The 16,140-nt window shown below is 67.1% G+C and carries 15 protein-coding genes; 7 read left to right on the plus strand and 8 right to left on the minus strand.

Features of this window, described 5'->3' with window-relative positions; genetic code table 11:
- The first annotated feature begins 1 nt into the window (after position 1).
- From ACZYZ9_RS12435 to ACZYZ9_RS12455, 5 genes are read left to right on the plus strand one after another with little or no spacing between them, the layout of a single operon-like run.
- Complete coding sequence (locus ACZYZ9_RS12435) at positions 2 to 808, plus strand: enoyl-CoA hydratase/isomerase family protein (protein ID WP_463826567.1); 807 nt, start codon at positions 2 to 4, stop codon at positions 806 to 808.
- A complete protein-coding gene (locus tag ACZYZ9_RS12440) occupies positions 805 to 1,596 on the plus strand; it encodes an enoyl-CoA hydratase/isomerase family protein (RefSeq protein ID WP_463826568.1) in 792 nt (263 codons plus the stop codon). The genes ACZYZ9_RS12435 and ACZYZ9_RS12440 overlap by 4 nt, the downstream gene beginning before the upstream one ends.
- Positions 1,596 to 3,044 carry an AMP-binding protein gene (locus ACZYZ9_RS12445; protein WP_463826569.1) on the plus strand — a complete coding sequence of 483 codons (1,449 nt, stop codon included), beginning with the start codon at positions 1,596 to 1,598 and terminating at the stop codon, positions 3,042 to 3,044. Before ACZYZ9_RS12440 ends, ACZYZ9_RS12445 begins: the two co-directional genes overlap by 1 nt.
- Positions 3,034 to 4,539, plus strand: coding sequence for a class I adenylate-forming enzyme family protein (locus ACZYZ9_RS12450; RefSeq protein ID WP_463826801.1), 1,506 nt, complete (start codon positions 3,034 to 3,036; stop codon positions 4,537 to 4,539). The genes ACZYZ9_RS12445 and ACZYZ9_RS12450 overlap by 11 nt, the downstream gene beginning before the upstream one ends.
- Positions 4,532 to 6,049 carry a class I adenylate-forming enzyme family protein gene (locus tag ACZYZ9_RS12455; protein ID WP_463826570.1) on the plus strand — a complete coding sequence of 506 codons (1,518 nt, stop codon included), beginning with the start codon at positions 4,532 to 4,534 and terminating at the stop codon, positions 6,047 to 6,049. Before ACZYZ9_RS12450 ends, ACZYZ9_RS12455 begins: the two co-directional genes overlap by 8 nt.
- Here the strand turns inward: ACZYZ9_RS12455 and ACZYZ9_RS12460 are convergent.
- Both ACZYZ9_RS12460 and ACZYZ9_RS12465 read right to left on the minus strand, forming a co-directional pair.
- Complete coding sequence (locus ACZYZ9_RS12460; protein WP_463826571.1) at positions 6,046 to 6,414, minus strand: hypothetical protein; 369 nt, start codon at positions 6,412 to 6,414, stop codon at positions 6,046 to 6,048. The two genes, ACZYZ9_RS12455 and ACZYZ9_RS12460, sit on opposite strands and share 4 nt — an antisense overlap.
- A 64-nt stretch (positions 6,415 to 6,478) precedes the next feature.
- Positions 6,479 to 7,195 carry a TetR/AcrR family transcriptional regulator gene (locus tag ACZYZ9_RS12465; protein WP_463826572.1) on the minus strand — a complete coding sequence of 239 codons (717 nt, stop codon included), beginning with the start codon at positions 7,193 to 7,195 and terminating at the stop codon, positions 6,479 to 6,481.
- Between the two features lie 91 nt (positions 7,196 to 7,286).
- On the opposite strand from ACZYZ9_RS12465, the gene ACZYZ9_RS12470 reads away from it, so the two are divergent.
- Entirely contained in the window at positions 7,287 to 8,702 is a 1,416-nt protein-coding gene (locus ACZYZ9_RS12470; RefSeq protein ID WP_463826573.1) for an NAD(P)/FAD-dependent oxidoreductase, read from the plus strand.
- On the opposite strand, the gene ACZYZ9_RS12475 is transcribed toward ACZYZ9_RS12470, so the two are convergent.
- The 5 genes from ACZYZ9_RS12475 to fabG are packed head-to-tail and all read right to left on the minus strand — an operon-like array spanning position 8,641 to position 13,699.
- Complete coding sequence (locus ACZYZ9_RS12475) at positions 8,641 to 9,345, minus strand: GntR family transcriptional regulator (RefSeq protein ID WP_463826574.1); 705 nt, start codon at positions 9,343 to 9,345, stop codon at positions 8,641 to 8,643. The two genes, ACZYZ9_RS12470 and ACZYZ9_RS12475, sit on opposite strands and share 62 nt — an antisense overlap.
- A gap of 4 nt (positions 9,346 to 9,349) precedes the next feature.
- Positions 9,350 to 10,543: an acyl-CoA dehydrogenase family protein gene (locus tag ACZYZ9_RS12480; protein WP_463826575.1), complete on the minus strand. Its 1,194-nt coding sequence runs from the start codon at positions 10,541 to 10,543 to the stop codon at positions 9,350 to 9,352.
- On the minus strand, positions 10,540 to 11,751 hold the full coding sequence (locus ACZYZ9_RS12485) for a CoA transferase (protein WP_463826576.1): 1,212 nt from the start codon (positions 11,749 to 11,751) through the stop codon (positions 10,540 to 10,542). Before ACZYZ9_RS12485 ends, ACZYZ9_RS12480 begins: the two co-directional genes overlap by 4 nt.
- Complete coding sequence (locus tag ACZYZ9_RS12490; protein ID WP_463826577.1) at positions 11,748 to 12,959, minus strand: acetyl-CoA C-acetyltransferase; 1,212 nt, start codon at positions 12,957 to 12,959, stop codon at positions 11,748 to 11,750. The genes ACZYZ9_RS12485 and ACZYZ9_RS12490 overlap by 4 nt, the downstream gene beginning before the upstream one ends.
- Positions 12,956 to 13,699, minus strand: a complete 744-nt coding sequence (fabG, locus tag ACZYZ9_RS12495; RefSeq protein ID WP_463826578.1) for a 3-oxoacyl-ACP reductase FabG — start codon at positions 13,697 to 13,699, stop codon at positions 12,956 to 12,958. The genes ACZYZ9_RS12490 and fabG overlap by 4 nt, the downstream gene beginning before the upstream one ends.
- Before the next feature lie 101 nt (positions 13,700 to 13,800).
- On the opposite strand from fabG, the gene ACZYZ9_RS12500 reads away from it, so the two are divergent.
- Positions 13,801 to 14,970, plus strand: a complete 1,170-nt coding sequence (locus tag ACZYZ9_RS12500) for an acyl-CoA dehydrogenase family protein (RefSeq protein ID WP_463826579.1) — start codon at positions 13,801 to 13,803, stop codon at positions 14,968 to 14,970.
- Between the two features lie 51 nt (positions 14,971 to 15,021).
- Here ACZYZ9_RS12500 and ACZYZ9_RS12505 read toward each other — a convergent pair whose 3' ends face one another.
- Positions 15,022 to 16,095, minus strand: coding sequence for a phosphotransferase family protein (locus tag ACZYZ9_RS12505; protein WP_463826580.1), 1,074 nt, complete (start codon positions 16,093 to 16,095; stop codon positions 15,022 to 15,024).
- Positions 16,096 to 16,140 lie beyond the last annotated feature (45 nt).

Raw genomic sequence — 16,140 nt, forward strand, 5'->3', positions numbered from 1 at the left:
GATGCCCGCGTTCGACACCATCGGCTACGACGTCGACGGGCATACCGCGACCATCACGCTGAACCGACCCGACGCTCTCAACGCGCTGAGCCCGCATATGATCACCGAATTGCGGGCCGCCTACCAGGAGGCCGAAAACGACGACAAGGTGTGGCTGACGATCGTCACCGGCACCGGGCGGGCGTTCTGCACCGGGGCCGACGTCAAAGCCATTCCCGAAGACGGCAAGGTGATCTACGAACGGCCTTACCTGTCCACCTACGACCAGTGGGAGGCACCGCAGGAAGGCACCCCGCCGTTTCGCACCGCAGCGAAACCGGTGCTGACCGCGGTCAACGGATTGTGTTGCGGGGCGGGCATGGATTGGGTCACCACCTCCGACATCGTCATCGCATCCGAGCGGGCCACCTTCTTCGACCCGCACGTCAGCATCGGACTGGTGGCCGGTCGTGAGATGGTCCGCGTGTCACGGGCATTGCCCCGCTCGATTGCGCTGCGCATGGCCCTGATGGGCAAGCACGAACGGATGAGCGCGCAACGCGCGTACGAACTCGGACTCGTCAGCGAAGTCGTCGAACACGAGTGCTTGCTGGAACGGGCCCGGGAGATCGCCGACATCGTCAATTCCAATGCGCCCCTTGCCGTCCGCGGTACCCGACTAGCCATCCTCAAAGGACTCAACGTACCGCTGCACGAGGCGGAGATCATGGCTGAGACGTTCCGCGAGCGGGTGTTGCGGACCGAAGATGCCCAGGAAGGCCCGAAGGCGTTCGTGGAGAAGCGGAAACCGGATTGGCAGTGCAAATGAGTGGGTCGACGGACTTCGAAACCATCCTGCTCGACGTCGACACCGCCGACCACGTTGCCACCATCACGCTGAACCGCCCACAGCACCTCAACGCCTTCAACCGCACCATGTGCACGGAGATGGCTGAAGCCTGGCGCCGCATCAAGTTCGACGACGCGGTGCACGCAGTGGTGCTGCGCGCGGCCGGGGAGCGCGCCTTCAGCGCCGGACTGGACATCAAGTCACCCTACGGACAACCCGACAACGTCTGGAACCACGAAGATCCCGGCGAACTGCTCAGCCCCAAATGGCAAAAGATGTGGAAGCCGGTGGTGTGCGCGGTGCAGGGCATGTGCACCGCGGGGGCGTACTACTTCCTCAACGAATCCGATGTGGTGATCTGTTCGGCGGACGCGACGTTCTTCGACTCGCACGTATCGGCGGGTCTGGTCTGCGCATTGGAACCGATCGGCCTGATGCGCCGCATCGGGCTGGGCGAGACACTGCGGATCGCGCTGTTAGGCAACGACGAACGGGTCAGCGCGGACACCGCGCTGCGCATCGGGCTGGTATCGGAAGTGGTTGACTCGCAACAATTATGGGCTCGGGCGCACGAGATAGCGTCGGCAATAGCGACCAAGCCGCCGTCGGCGACGCAAGGCACCGTCAAGGCGATCTGGGAGTCGCTGGACAAACCATACCGGGCCGCGATGGAGCAGGGACTGATCTACACCCGGCTGGGTAATCCGCTGGGCACTGCTGAGCTCGGCGCACAACCGAAGCCGACCGGCGTACCCAGGGTCCGGTGATGCACGCTCTGAGCCGGCGTATCGATCACGTCCTGCAACTCGAGCCCGGTGCGCGCGCCGTCGAATACGCCGGGCACTGGTTGTCCTGGGCGCGGATCGGTGACGCCGCCCGGCGCATCGCGCCGTTGACCGCCCAGCACCCGGAAATCGGTGTGTTGCTGCGTAACCGGCCGGGGCACGTGGCGGCGTTGCTCGGCGTGCTGCTGGGCGGCGGCACCATCGTGACCCTCAACCCGGCACGCGGTGACGACCGCACCAGGGCCGACCTCGCCGCACTCGGACTTCCGCTGGTCATCGGCGAGTCCGCCGATCTCGCCAAATTCGTGGCGTCCGGATCCGCCACCCTGGCCATCTCCGGAACCCTGGACGACGGTGCCCAACCGGGCCCGCCGTCGCCGGAGGCGCCGGCATCCGACATCGCGGTCCGGATGCTGACCAGCGGAACCACCGGCCCGCCCAAACGCATCGACCTCAGCTACCGCATGCTGGCGCACAGTGTGTTGGGCGCCGGGTACCAGCACGCACCGGAGCCCAGCGCCCTGCGCCGCGGGGTGGCCATCGTGAATTCGCCGCTGGTGCATATCGGGGGCGTGTTCCGGGTGCTGCAATGCGTCGCCGAGGGTCGACCCTTCGTCCTGCTGGAGCGGTTCGAGTTGAACGCGTGGGCCGACGCGGTACGTGAACACCGACCGCGTGCGGTGTCGCTGGTGCCCGCCGCGCTGCGCACGGTACTGCATTCCGACCTCACGCGAGCAGACCTGGCCGGCATCCGCGCTGTCACCTGCGGCACCGCGCCGCTGTCCGCCGAGGATGCCGACGCGTTTACCGAAAAGTACGGTATCCCGGTGCTGACTTCCTATGCCGCAACCGAATTCGGCGGCGGGGTGGCCGGCTGGACGCTGGCCGACCACCAACAGTACTGGCGCGCCAAGCGGGGCAGCGTCGGGCGGGCCAACCCCGGCGCGCGGCTGCGGGTGGTCGACGACGACGGCACACCGCTGCAACCCGATCGAGTGGGCCGACTCCAGGTCAAGCCCGCCCAGTTGGGGCCGACGGCCGACTGGATGCAGACCAACGACCTGGCGCGTCTCGACGGTGACGGGTTCCTGTGGATCCTGGGGCGCGCAGACCAAGCGATCATCCGCGGCGGATTCAAGATCATGCCCGACGAGGTGCGCACCGCACTGGAGGCCCACCCCGCGGTGGCGGGTGCTGTGGTGGTCGGCGTCTTCGACGAACGCCTCGGCGAGACACCGGTGGCCATGGTGGAACTGCGCGCACCTGCCACGGCCGACGAGTTGCTGGATCACTTGCGAACACGGCTGGCGCGCTACGAGATTCCCACCGAGATCGCGACGGTCGAGGCCATCCCGCGGACATCCTCCGGCAAGGCCGATCTGGGCGCCATCAAAGCTTTCTTCAGTGCCACACCTGACCATGCCCGGTGACGGCAACACCATCGCCGCGACCCTGCGTCAGCAGGCCCGGCGCGGGGCCCACCCCCTACTGGTTTGCGATGACGACCGGCTCAGCTACGCGCAGGCAGACCGCCGCTCGGCCGAACTTGCCCGCGGCCTGATCGGTGTGGGTGCCGGTAAGGGCACCCACGTCGGCCTGCTGTACCCCAACGGCACCGAGTTCGTCGTCGCGATGTTGGCCGCCGCGCGCATCGGCGCGGTGGTGATACCTTTTTCGACCTTCGCCACCGCCCGTGAACTGGTCGAGCAGCTGGTACACAGTGACACCGCAATCATGTTGAGCGCCAGATCATTCCGATCGCACGACTACACCGAACGGCTGGCCGGCGCCGGCGATGCCGCACCCCTGTTGCGGCACTGCGTCTTCGACTGGGACTGGTTACGGCGATGCGGTGACGATATCGATCCCCGGCTACTCACCGCGCTGGAAGACGATGTCGACGGCTCTGCGGTATTGACCATCGTCTACACGTCGGGCTCCACGAGCGTCGCCAAAGGCGTGGTGCACACGCACGCCGCGCTGCTGGACCACCAGCGGAACCTCAACACGATCCGCGGCCTCACCGCTACCGACAGGTTGTTCTGCAACTCGCCGTTCTTCTGGATCGGCGGGTTCGCGTTCGCCCTGCTGGCCACCCTGGTGGCCGGATCTACCCTGGTGTGCTCCAACGCCACCGATCCCGGCCGGACGCTGGATCTGATTGAGACCGAAAAGCCGACCGTGACAAACGGTTTCGTGTCCGCCGTCATCCATCTGGCCCAGCACCCCAGCTACCCCGGCCGGGACCTGAGCTCGGCGCGGCGCGGCAACCTCTACCCGATCATGGCACCCGAAGTCCGACCGGCCGATCCGGAGCTACGGCACAACATGCTGGGGATGACCGAGGCCGGCAGCGTGTTGCTGATCAGCGGGGACGAATCCGACCAACCCGAACACCGGCGCGGTTCCTACGGCCGCCCGGCACCGGGATTCGAGACCTCGATCCTCGACCCGGACAACGGAATCGGCGAGCTGTGCATCCGCGGACCGTACGTGATGCAGGGCTACTACAAACGCAGCCGCGAGGAATGCTTCGACGCCGACGGCTGGTTTCACACCGGCGACCTGGTGCGCGCCGACGACGAGGGCTACCTGTACTACCTCGGCCGGCTGGCCGGGATGATCAAGACCGCCGGCGCCAATGTCTCCGGGGCGGAGGTGGAGCAGGCCATCGCCCGAGCAGGTTTCACCGCACATGTGGTCGGTGTTTCCGATGCCGCGCGCGGCCAGCTGGTGGGCGCGGTGATCGTGCTGCCCGACGGTGTCCCGCACTTCGACGAGGCAGCACTGCGCGCACGGCTCACGGGCGAATTGTCGTCCTACAAGATCCCGAAGCGGTTCATCGCCCTGGCCCGCACTGAGCTTCCGCTGTTGTCCAGCGGCAAAGTCGACCTGCGACGACTGCAGGAGCTCTTCGATGGATGACACCATCGACCGGCTGGTGCGACTGCGCGCCACCCGCGACGCCGCCAAGGCTGCGGTAATCGACCCCGCGGGGCGCATCAGCTACACCGAATTGGACACGACCACCGGCGATCTGGCCGCTGCCCTGATTCAGGCCGGGGTGGCCAAGGGCACCCGGGTCGGTTTGATCATGCCCAACAGCGTCCGCTGGGTGCAGATCGCCGTCGCGGTGACCCGCATCGGTGCGGTGCTGGTTCCGTTGAGCACACTGCTGCGGCCCGCGGAACTCGTCGCGCAGCTGCGGACGGCCTCGGTGCAGGTTCTGGTGAGTGTGGCGGAATTTCGCGGGCACCGTTACCTCGAGGACCTCGCGGCGGTGCCCCGGATGGAATTGCCTGCACTGCAACAGGTCTGGTCCATCGATCGACTGGACGGCAGCGCGGCGGCGGACCGCCGGAGCGTCGATACGATGGCCGCCACCGTCACCGCGGCGGACCCGCTGGTGATCATCTTCACCTCGGGCAGCAGCGGGTCGCCCAAGGGGGTCATCCACTCACACGGCAGCGCGTTGGGCGCGGTGCGGTCCGGACTGACGGCCCGTTGCATCACCGCCGATACCCGGCTCTACCTGCCGATGCCGTTCTTCTGGGTGGGCGGCTTCGGCAGCGGGATCCTGTCGGCACTGCTGGCCGGCGCCACCCTGGTGACCGAGGAAGTGCCGCAACCGGACACCACCCTGCGCCTGCTGGAGCGCGAACGGGTCACGCTATTCCGCGGCTGGCCCGACCAGGCACAGACACTGGCCCGACACCCGCGCCGCGCCGAGGTCGACCTGTCTGCGCTGCGGCCGGGCAGCCTGGATGCGTTGCTGCCGCCCGCACAGCGCGCACCATCGGGTGCCCGCGCCACCCTGTTCGGTATGACCGAGTCATTCGGGCCCTACTGCGGCTATCCCGCCGATACCGATCTGCCCGCGGCGGCGCGGGGCAGTTGCGGAAAACCGTTCCCCGGCATGGAAGTTCGCATCGTCGATCCGGATACCGGCGCGCCGCTGCCGGCGGGCACCACCGGCATGATCCAGTTCCGCGGACCGCATACGCTGCGCGGAATCTGCCGTCGCAGCAGGGAAGACGTGTTCACCCCGGACGGCTTCTACCCCACCGGCGACCTCGGCCGCCTCGACGCCGAGGGCTTCCTGTTCTATCACGGTCGCTGCGACGACATGTTCAAGGTGAGCGGCGCCACCGTCTATCCCAGTGAGGTGGAACGCGCGTTGCGGGGCATCGAGGGTGTCGAAAGTGCCGTTGTCACAGATGTTCCCGGCCCGGCTGGTAAGCGGGTGGGTGCGGCGGTGGTGTGCCGGCGGCTCGACACCGCCGCGTTGCGCGACGCCGCCCGCCGGGTGCTGAGCGCGTTCAAAGTGCCGACGGTGTGGCTGGTGTTGGACTCCGACGAGCAATTGCCGCGGGGTGGTACCGGCAAAATAGATGTGCGCCGGCTACGGGAGATGTTGACCGAGTCGGGGCGTTAGGGAACTCGCGTCCAGGGTTGGCAGTTCTGCGACTCGAAAGCCTTGACCGATGTGTTGATATTGGCGAACATCGGGCCGACGGAGATATTGGTCTGCAGGACATGCTCTTTGTTCGCGTCCGGCGTGCTGTAGGTGAACCAGGCGCACATGGAGTCCTGAGTCGGCACATTGTTGATCCAGACGCCGATGGTCGACGCCGATCCGCTGGTGCGGTAGAGGCCGGGGACGATGTCGGGCCCGACGACGAAGACGCCGTTACCCGGGATCGGGTCCAATGGGTCGGCGCCGGCCGGCGGCGCGAGCGCAATGACGGACAGGCCGGCGACCAGTGCGGCAGTTGCGCGTAGCGCACGTGTACGGGGCATTGCACTTCCTCTCGTGCCACCCCCGACACACAGTATGCGTCACTGCCCGCCCGGCTGTGTCCGGTCACCCGATCTTGGGTAGCGGAACACGGTCACCGACCTCACCGTTGTCGTCGCGCAACGCCGAGGATGCCAATCCCTCGCGCAGCAACCAGCGGGCGAGCTCCAACGTTTCGGCGATCTCGGTCTCCGACAACCGCAATCCTGCCGGCTGCAGTCGCAGCGAGATCACCCCGTTCCAGGCGCCCCAGAGGAATTGGGTGAGGCGCGTCGAATCGACCGGTCGTGCCTCGCCCGCCGCAATCGCGTCGTCGATCACACCGGCGAAGCGGTGCAGCAACTCGCCGACGCGGTCACGGATCTTGGCCTCGGGCCCGTCCGGGGCCGACAGCGGCGCCGTGCCCGGGTTGCGATTGGCCAGGAAGTGGAAAGCGCCGGGATGCTCCAAGTGGAACCGAAGATAGGCATCGCCGCCGGCCAGCACGCGCTGCAGCGGCGTCAGCGTCGGGTCCTCGCCGCGCTTCATGTATTCGGCGAACAGCTCCAGAGATCTGTCGACCAGATGCAGGTAGACGCCGCGTTTGCCGTCGAAATGCGTGTATATCGACCCGACCGAGATGTCGGCGGAATCGGCGATCTCCTCGATCCGGGCGCCGTCGTAACCTTCGCGGCTGAACACCTCTTCGGCCGCATCCAGGATGGCCGCGCGCGTGCGGGCGCGCCGGCGTTCGCCGCGCGCCGCCGCGCGCTCGGCCGTGCTGGGAGCGCTGCCAACTGACACGCGCCCATGATAAACAGCAGAGACATTTATAAGTCAATTCATTTTTTGAACACTCTTGAAAAGAGCACACTGACCTGGCATTCTCTCTGTCATGCGGGAGAACACGGACGTCGTCATTGTCGGAAGCCGGTGCGCGGGCACCGCGGCCGCGATCGCGCTGACGCGACGCGGACGCAACGTGATCGCGCTGGACAGCGCGTCATTTCCCTCGGACACACTGTCGACACACCTCTTCTTCCCCCATCACTGGGCCGAATTGGAACTGCTGGGCGCGCGCGACCGGGTGCTCAAACTGGGCCCGCCGCTGCACACCCGAGCCGGACTGGCCGGGCCGGGCGTGGAAGTGGTCGGCGAATTCGGCGCTGCCCAGGGATTCACCGCCGGCGCCTGCGTCCGACGGCCGGGCCTCGACCTCGCGCTGGTACAGACGGCACGGGCCGCCGGCGCCGAGATCCGCGAACGGACGCGGGTCACCGATCTCCTGCGCAACGACGACGGTCGCGTCACTGGAGTCCACTACCGCGGCCGCGACGGCGCCGAGGGCACCATCACCGCCCAGCTCGTAATCGGGGCGGACGGACGCCGTTCCACGGTCGCCCGACTGGTCGGCGCCACCGAGCACCACCACTGGGACAACCAGCGCATGATGGCCTTTGCTTATTACGACGACGCCTACCACGAAGATGCCCACGAGTCCTTGCGCCACGTCGCCATGCAGTGGCGGTACGACGATGATCTGGTCACCGTATTCCCTTGTGACGGCGGCCAATTGGTGGCGCTGTTGATGCCGCCGGTGCGCCGCGCCGACGAGTTCCGCGCCGACGCCGAGCAGGCGTTCGCCGACACCGTGCAGCGTATCCCACCGTTCGCCGCGCGGCTGACCGGCTGCACCCGGGTCGGCAAGATCCGGGTCTCCTACCAGCACCCGTCCTACTTCCGTCACTCACACGGTCCAGGGTGGGCGCTGGCCGGAGACTCCGGCCACTTCAAGGATCCCGTGACCGCTCAGGGTATCCGGGACGCACTGCGATTCGGCCGACTGCTGGGCGAGACGACGGCGGCGCACCTCGACGATCCGCAGGCTCTGGACGCGGCGCTGGCCGCCTGGGAGCTGGACCGCGATGAGCAGTGCCTGCCGATGTACCAGTGGGCGAATCTGCTCGGCCGCGGCGACGCGGTGTCCCCGATCGAGGACGCGGCCTACCACTGGCTGGCGCGCCAACCCGACGGAGCGATGCAACTGCTGGATGTCTTCTCCCGAAACCGATTGCCCGCAGAGGTTTTCACCCCACGCCGGCTGGTCGGCTGGATAGCGGCGGCCGCGCGCAACCCGGAGGTCGACCGCAGCCAACTGTGGCGCACGGTGCGCAGGGACGTGCGACGAGAAGTCGAGCGCATGATCGAGCAGCGCATGTTCAACCGCCGACGCAAGGCATCTGCTGCGGCTACTGTCGCGGCGCCGACGAACCAGCCGGCGTCGCCGGGGCAACTACTCCCCGCTCGATGAGGTGCTCGATCAGCGGAATCGCGCTGGCGGCAAGATGTTCCGACATCGCCGCGCGGGCCGCCTCCTCGTCGTGCGCACCCAGCGCGGCCAGCACCCGCCGATGATCGCGGATGGCCTGGTCTGGCCAGTGCTCGATCATCGGGAACACCGATTCGGGCGCATAGCGGGTGATCTGCGACATGACCTGCGCGAGCTTCGGTGAATCCGCCGCGATGTTGATGGCGCGGTGGAACTCGTGGTTCAGCCAGACGGTCCGCTCGCCGTCGTCGGCGGCGTAGGCCTGCTCCAGCTGCAGCTGAATGTCCTGGAGTTCGCGCAACTGGTCCTCGGTGATGCTGTGGGCGGCGCGCGCGGCCAGCTGACCACCCACGTGGGCCTGCACATTGGCGACATCGGCGAGATCGCGCTGGGTCAGCGGCAGCACCACGAAACCGCGCCGGGGTTGTTGGGCCACCAAGCCCTCGGCGCGCAGCGCGAACAACGCCTCCCGCACCGGTGTGACACTGATACCCAGCTCCGCGGCCAGCTGGTCCAACCGGACGTACTGGCCGGCGGCGTAGGTGCCTTCGAAGATCCTCTTTCGGACGAAGGCCGCGATCTCCTCGGAAAGCTGTGGCCGCGAACCGAAATCCGGAACCGTCATGGCGTCACATCCGATACTCGTCGAGCAGGCGCTTGCTGATGATCTGCTTCTGGATTTCGCTGGTGCCCTCGCCGATGAGCAGGAACGGCGAATCGCGCATCAGCCGCTCGATCTCGTACTCCTTGGAGTAGCCGTAACCGCCATGGATCCGGAAGCTCTGTTGGGTCACCTCCGAACAGAATTCACTGGCCAGATACTTCGCCATCCCGGCCGCGACGTCATTACGTTCCCCGGAGTCCTTCAGCCGGGCCGCATTGACCATCATCAGATGTGCGGCTTCGACTTTGGTGGCCATCTCGGCCAGCTGAAAGGCGATCGCCTGGTGTTCGGCGATCGGCTTGCCGAATGTCTGCCGCTGCTGGGCGTACCGCACCGCCAGCTCGAAGGCCCGGATTCCGACCCCACAGGCCCGTGCCGACACGTTGACCCGGCCGACTTCGATACCGTCCATCATCTGAAAGAAGCCCTGCCCCGGCGTGCCACCGAGGATGTCTTCGGCACTCGCCCCGTAACCGTCGAAGATGAGTTCGGTGGTGTCGATGCCCTTGTAACCCAGCTTGTCCAGCTTGCCGGGAATGATCAGGCCGGGCAGCACTTCGCCGAAGCCGGTGGGCTTTTCGACCAGGAACGCGGTCAGGTTGCGGTGCGGCTTGTCGGCGCCTTCGTCGGTCCGCACCAGCACCGCGACCAGTGTCGAGCTGCCGCCGTTGGTCAGCCACATCTTCTGGCCGTCGATGGTGTACGTGCCGTCCTCGTTGCGGGTCGCGCGGGTGCGGATGGCGGCGACGTCGGACCCCAGCTCCGGTTCGGACATGGAGAACGCGCCACGGGTCTCACCGGTGGCCATCCGCGGCAGGAATCGTAGCTTCTGTTCGGCGGTTCCGTGCTGGCGCAACATGTACGCGACGATGAAGTGGGTGTTGAGCACACCGGAGACGCTCATCCAGCCGCGCGCCAGCTCCTCCACGCACAACGCGTAGGTCAGCAGTGATTCGCCCAGGCCGCCGTACTCCTCGGGGATCATCAGACCGAACAGGCCCATGTCGCGCAAGCCGTCGACGATGGCCTGCGGGTAGGTGTCGCTGCGTTCGAGTTCGGCTGCGGCGGGAATGATCTCCTTGTCGACGAATTGCCTTACCGTGGCGATGATCTCGGTTTGAATCTCGGTCAGGCCGAGCGTCTGGGCTAGGCGTGTCATGCGCTTTTCGTCCCTATCGTCTTCGCGGTCGCCAGACGCGCGATGTCCTCGTCCGTCAATCCCAGGTACTCGATCAGCACGTCGGCGGTGTCGGCGCCCAGCGCCGGCGCGGCCGCGCTGGCGGGGTGCACACCGTCGAACGCCGTCGGCATGGCCGGGGCCAGGTAGTCGCCGACTCCGGGTTGATGAAGTCGGGAGAACAACGGGTTGGCAGTGACTTTCGGATCCACGGCGACTTCGGTGAAGGTCCGGTAGCGCTCGAACAGCACGGTGGTGCCGGACAACGCCGCATCGATCTCGTCGGCGGTGTGCTCGGCAAACCAGGTGCCGAACAGCCCGGACAGCACGTCGCGGTAGCGGTAGCGGTCACCCTCGGCCGCGAAGTCCGCTCCCAGCGCCTCGGCCAACGCGGTCAGCGCCGCCCCGGTCCCCGTCACTTCCACCAGGTCACGAAAATGCCTGCGCGTCAACAGCACCACCATGAATCTGGCATTGTCGCGGCTGACGAAATCCTGACCGTACTGGCCGAAGATGGAGTTGCCCACCCGCGGCCGCTGGGTTCCGAGCACCTGCGGTTCGGTCAGCAGCCCGAGATTGCCCGCAGTGGCCAAGGCGACGTCCTCGAGAGCCAGGCTGATCCGGGCGCCCAACCCGGACCGGGCGCGACGGTGCACGGCGGAGACGACGGCAAGCGCGGCGTACAGCCCGCAGCTGACGTCCCAGGCGGGCAGCACGTGGTTGATCGGGCCCGCGTGTTCGGCCGGGCCGGTGACGAGCGGGAAGCCGATGGCCGCGTTGACGGTGTAATCCACCCCGGTGGATCCGTCGCCCCGGCCCAGCAACTGGACATGGATGACGTCGGATCGTTTGGCCGCCAACGCCTCATGGCTCAGCCAGGGCAGCCCCGCCGAATTGGTGACGACGATGCCGTCACCCGCGACGATCAACCGCTGGACCAGATCCTGGCCTTCGGGTGCCCGAAGGTCGATGGTGGCCGAACGCTTCCCCTTGTTCAGCCCGGTCCAGTAGATGGACGTGCCGTCCTCGGTCAACGGCCAGCGCTGCACATCCGAGGCGCCGCCGATCGGGTCGATGCGGATCACCTCCGCGCCAAGCTGATTGAGCGTCAACCCACACAGCGGCGCGGCGACGAAGCTGGACACCTCGATGATGCGCAGGCCGCTGAGCGGCAGGGCCGGGCCGGTCACGTGACCCGCTCGAAGACGGCGGCCAATCCCTGCCCCCCGCCGATGCACATGGTTTCCAGGCCGAATCGGGCCTGGCGCCGGTCGAGTTCACGTGCCAGCGTGGCCAGCATCCGCCCGCCCGTCGCTCCGACCGGATGCCCGAGCGAGATGCCCGAGCCGAGCACATTGGTCCGATCATGGTCGGCGGCACCGAAATTCCACTCCCGCATCACTGCGAGGGCCTGGGCGGCAAAGGCCTCGTTGAGTTCGATCAGGTCCACATCGCTGAGCTGCAGGCCGGCCTTGGCCAGCGCGACCTCGGTGGCCGGCACCGGTCCGATTCCCATGATGTTGGGCGCGACGCCGGCCTGACCCCACGACACCAGCCGCACCAACGGACGCAGGCCGAGTTCGGCCGCCTTCGCCGGCGTGGTCACCACGCACATCGCCGCCGCGTCATTCTGTCCGCTGGCGTTGCCCGCCGTCACCGTCGAGTCCGGATCATCGTTGAGCAGCACGGGTTTGAGCTTGCCCAGGGATTCCACCGTGGTGTCGGCGCGGGGATGCTCGTCGGTGTCGACCAGTTCCGCACCGGCCCGCGTGCGTACGGCGACCGGGACGATCTCGTCGTTGAGCAGGCCGTCCTGCTGGGCGGCCACCGCCCGCTGGTGTGACCGCACCGCGAGCTCGTCCTGCTCCTGCCGGGAGATGCCGTACTGGCGGCGCAGGTTCTCGGCGGTCTCCAGCATGCCGCCGGGGACCGGGTAGTTACGGCCACCAGCAGTGCTGCGGCCGCGGGCCAGCGCGTCATGCACGCGGACTCCGGAACGTGCTCCGCCCCATCGCATATCGGTGGAATAGAACGTCACATTGCTCATGCTCTCGCAGCCGCCGGCGACCACCAGGTCGTTGTTGCCGGTGCTCACCTGCAGGCACGCCTGAAGCACCGCCTGCAACCCAGATCCGCAGCGGCGGTCGACCTGCATGCCGGGAACAGTGACCGGCAGACCGGCGTCGAGGGCCACCACCCGGCCGATCGCAGGTGCCTCGGCGCTGGGATAGCAGTGTCCGAGGATGACGTCCTGCACCGTCTCAGGGGCGATGCCGGTGCGGTCCAGCAGACCGCGCAGAGCGGCGACGCCGAGATCAACCGCGCTGAGCGACTTGAACATTCCGCCGTACCGGCCGATCGGCGTGCGGATCGGCTCGCAGATGACGGCCTCGGTCACAGGTGCCGACCGCCGGTGATCTCCATGACCGTGCCGGTCATGTACGAGGACAGGTCGGAAGCCAAGAACAGGGCGACGCTGGCGACTTCGCTGGGCTCCCCGGCCCGTCCCATCGGCACCTCGGCCACCTTGGAGTCCCAGATCCGTTGCGGCATGGCCTCGGTCATCGCCGAGCGGATCAGGCCGGGCTGGATCGCATTCACTCGGATACCAAGGTAGGCAAGCTCTTTGGAAGCGGCCTTCGTCATTCCGACGATGCCGGCCTTGGCCGTCGAGTAGTTGGTCTGGCCGATCATGCCGACCTTGCCTGAGATCGACGACATGTTGATGATCACCCCGTGCTTGGCCTCGCGCATGACCGCCGCCGCCAGGCGGGTCCCGTTCCAGGTGCCCTTCAGGTGTACGTCGATCACTTGGTCGAACTGCTCTTCGGTCATTTTGCGCATGGTCGCATCGCGGGTGATGCCGGCGTTGTTGACCATGATGTCCAAGGCGCCGAAACGGTCGATGGCGGTGTCGATCAGGTTCTGCACCTCGTTGGCCTGGGTGACATCGCAGCGGACCGCGACGGCCACCTGATCACCGCCCAACTTCTCGGCCGCGACCTGCGTCGCCTGCAGATTGACATCGCCGAGGACTACCCGCGCACCCTCGGCGATGAACCGCTCGGCAATGGCGAAACCGAGACCCTGCGCACCGCCGGTGACCACCGCGGTCTGACCCTCCAGCAACGACATCACTCATCCCTTTCCGGCCCGGAGTCGGGCGCCACAAACGTCCCGGATCATATTTCATATATGATATTGCGTATCCTATCAGCCGTCCGAAGGAGCACCGAACAATGTCCGCTGCCGAGGTCTCCGACGAGGACTTCCGCGAGATCCTGGCGCAGACGCGCCACTTTGTCCGTACCGCAGTGGTGCCACGGGAGCAGGAGTTCCTCGACGACGACCGGGTGCCCGACGATCTGCGTGACCAGGCCACGAAGATGGGCCTGTTCGGCTACGCGATCCCGCAGGAATGGGGTGGTCTCGGGTTGAACCTGGTGCAGGACGTCGAAATGGCGATGGAGTTCGGCTACACCTCGCTGGCGCTGCGGTCGATGTTCGGCACCAACAACGGCATCGCCGGGCAGGTTCTCGTCGGGTTCGGCACCGACGAGCAGAAGTCGCGCTGGCTGGAAGCGATCGCCTCCGGTGACGTCGTCGCCTCCTTCGCGCTCACCGAGCCCGGCGCAGGCTCGAACCCGGCCGGACTGAAGACCAAAGCTGTTCGGGACGAGCAGGATTGGGTGATCGAGGGACAGAAGCGCTTCATCACCAACGCCCCCACCGCCGATCTGTTCGTGGTGTTCGCCCGCACCCGGCCAGCCGACGACAAAGGTCCCGGCATCGCCGTCTTCTTGGTCCCCGCCGATGCGCCGGGGGTCGAGGTGGGCGCCAAGGACGCCAAGATGGGTCAGGAAGGCGCCTGGACCGCCGACGTCAGCTTCACCGACGTCCGCGTCGACGACAGCGCCCTGGTCGGCGGTAGCGAGGACATCGGTTACCGGGCGGCGATGACGTCGCTGGCGCGCGGCCGGGTCCATATCGCGGCCCTCGCAGTAGGTGCCGCGCAACGCGCCCTGGACGAGTCGGTGGCCTACGCCGCGACCGCGACCCAGGGTGGCGCGCCGATCGGCAGCTTCCAGTTGGTGCAGGCGATGTTGGCTGATATGCAGACCGGGGTGCTGGCCGGGCGCGCGCTGGTCCGCGACACCGCGCGGGCCTGGGTCGCCGAGGAAGACCGGCGCATCGCACCGTCGGCGGCCAAGCTGTTCTGCACCGAAATGGCCGGCAGAGTGGCCGATCTCGCGGTGCAGGTGCACGGTGGCAGTGGCTACATGCGGGGGGTACCGGTGGAGCGCATCTATCGGGACGTCCGGCTGCTGCGACTCTACGAGGGCACCAGCGAGATTCAACAGTTGATCATCGGTTCGAATCTGGTGAAGGCGGCGCAGCGGGCGCGTTGACGCTGCGCCGGCGGCGACCGATTGCGAGTCACCCCCGCCCTGAGCGCAGCGTCAGATCAGCTGCAACGTCCCCAGATCGCGGATCGCCCGGCAACCCCGGGACAGCATGGTCAGCACCATGTCGTCGCCGCGCTCGGTGGAACTGGCGAAGGCAAAACCCAGCGCCGCGATCAACGGCGCCTGCACGACCCCGAGCCGGTAGTCGCGCCAACATGTTTCGCGGTCGTAGTCGGTGACTCCGTAACCCTGTAGCGCCCGGTGGTAATCGGCGACCAGATCTTCCTCCAGGCTCGCGCGCAGTGCCGAGTCCAAACTGGTCGCGGTGAAGTAGGCCAGATCCCGCGCCGGAAGACCCACGCCGAGAGTCTGCCAGTCGACGATGCTGATCCGCGTGTGCCCGGGATCGAACAACATGTTGTCCAGCCGGTAGTCACCGTGCAGCAGCGCGAATCGGTCATGCTCGGCCATCAGCCAGGGGGCCACTGAATTCATTGTCGCAGTAAATGTTTCGCGGTCCTCAGCACTCATCCGATCACCGAGCTTGGCTAGCGTGATCTCGGCACTCATCTTGGCCACCTCGCCCATACCCTGGGCCCCGGCCTGGTCCGGCCGGGCGAACGCGACGCCGGGGAATCCCAGCCAGAACGGATCACACCAGCTCGGTCCGTGCAGGCCGGCCAGCGCTGTCACCGCCAGTCGTGCCTCTTGCTCAGCGCAGCCCCGGAGCTGATCGCCCTGCACCGCCGGCGCCTGATCAGCCAACAGCAGCGCGTAATCCAGCGCGTCGGCACTGATCTCGCAGTAATAGCACCGCGGCGTCGGCACCTGCACCCGATCGACGGCCGACGCGTAGAAAGCACATTCGCTGCGGTACCCGATGACGACCCGGTCGCGCACGGCGTCGTCCTGGGCCGGCAGCTTGATCACGAAAGTCGGCGGCAGCCCCGCCGGCTCCGAGCCGTACCGCACGCTCACTCGGTAGGTGGCGCCCGTCTGCCCGGTGCCGATCGCCGTGACGTCGGCGTCGGTCACTTCGACGGCTGCACCACTGCGGCTCAGCACCGCCGACAGCCACTCGGCAGTCACATCGGTGGGGTACCGCGGGATCGACATCAGGACACTCATTACAGGCCTCCACCAGCAGTCGACAGCACCAGCCCATCGACTGTA

It is taken from the genome of Mycobacterium sp. IDUB_28 (genome assembly GCF_055419285.1).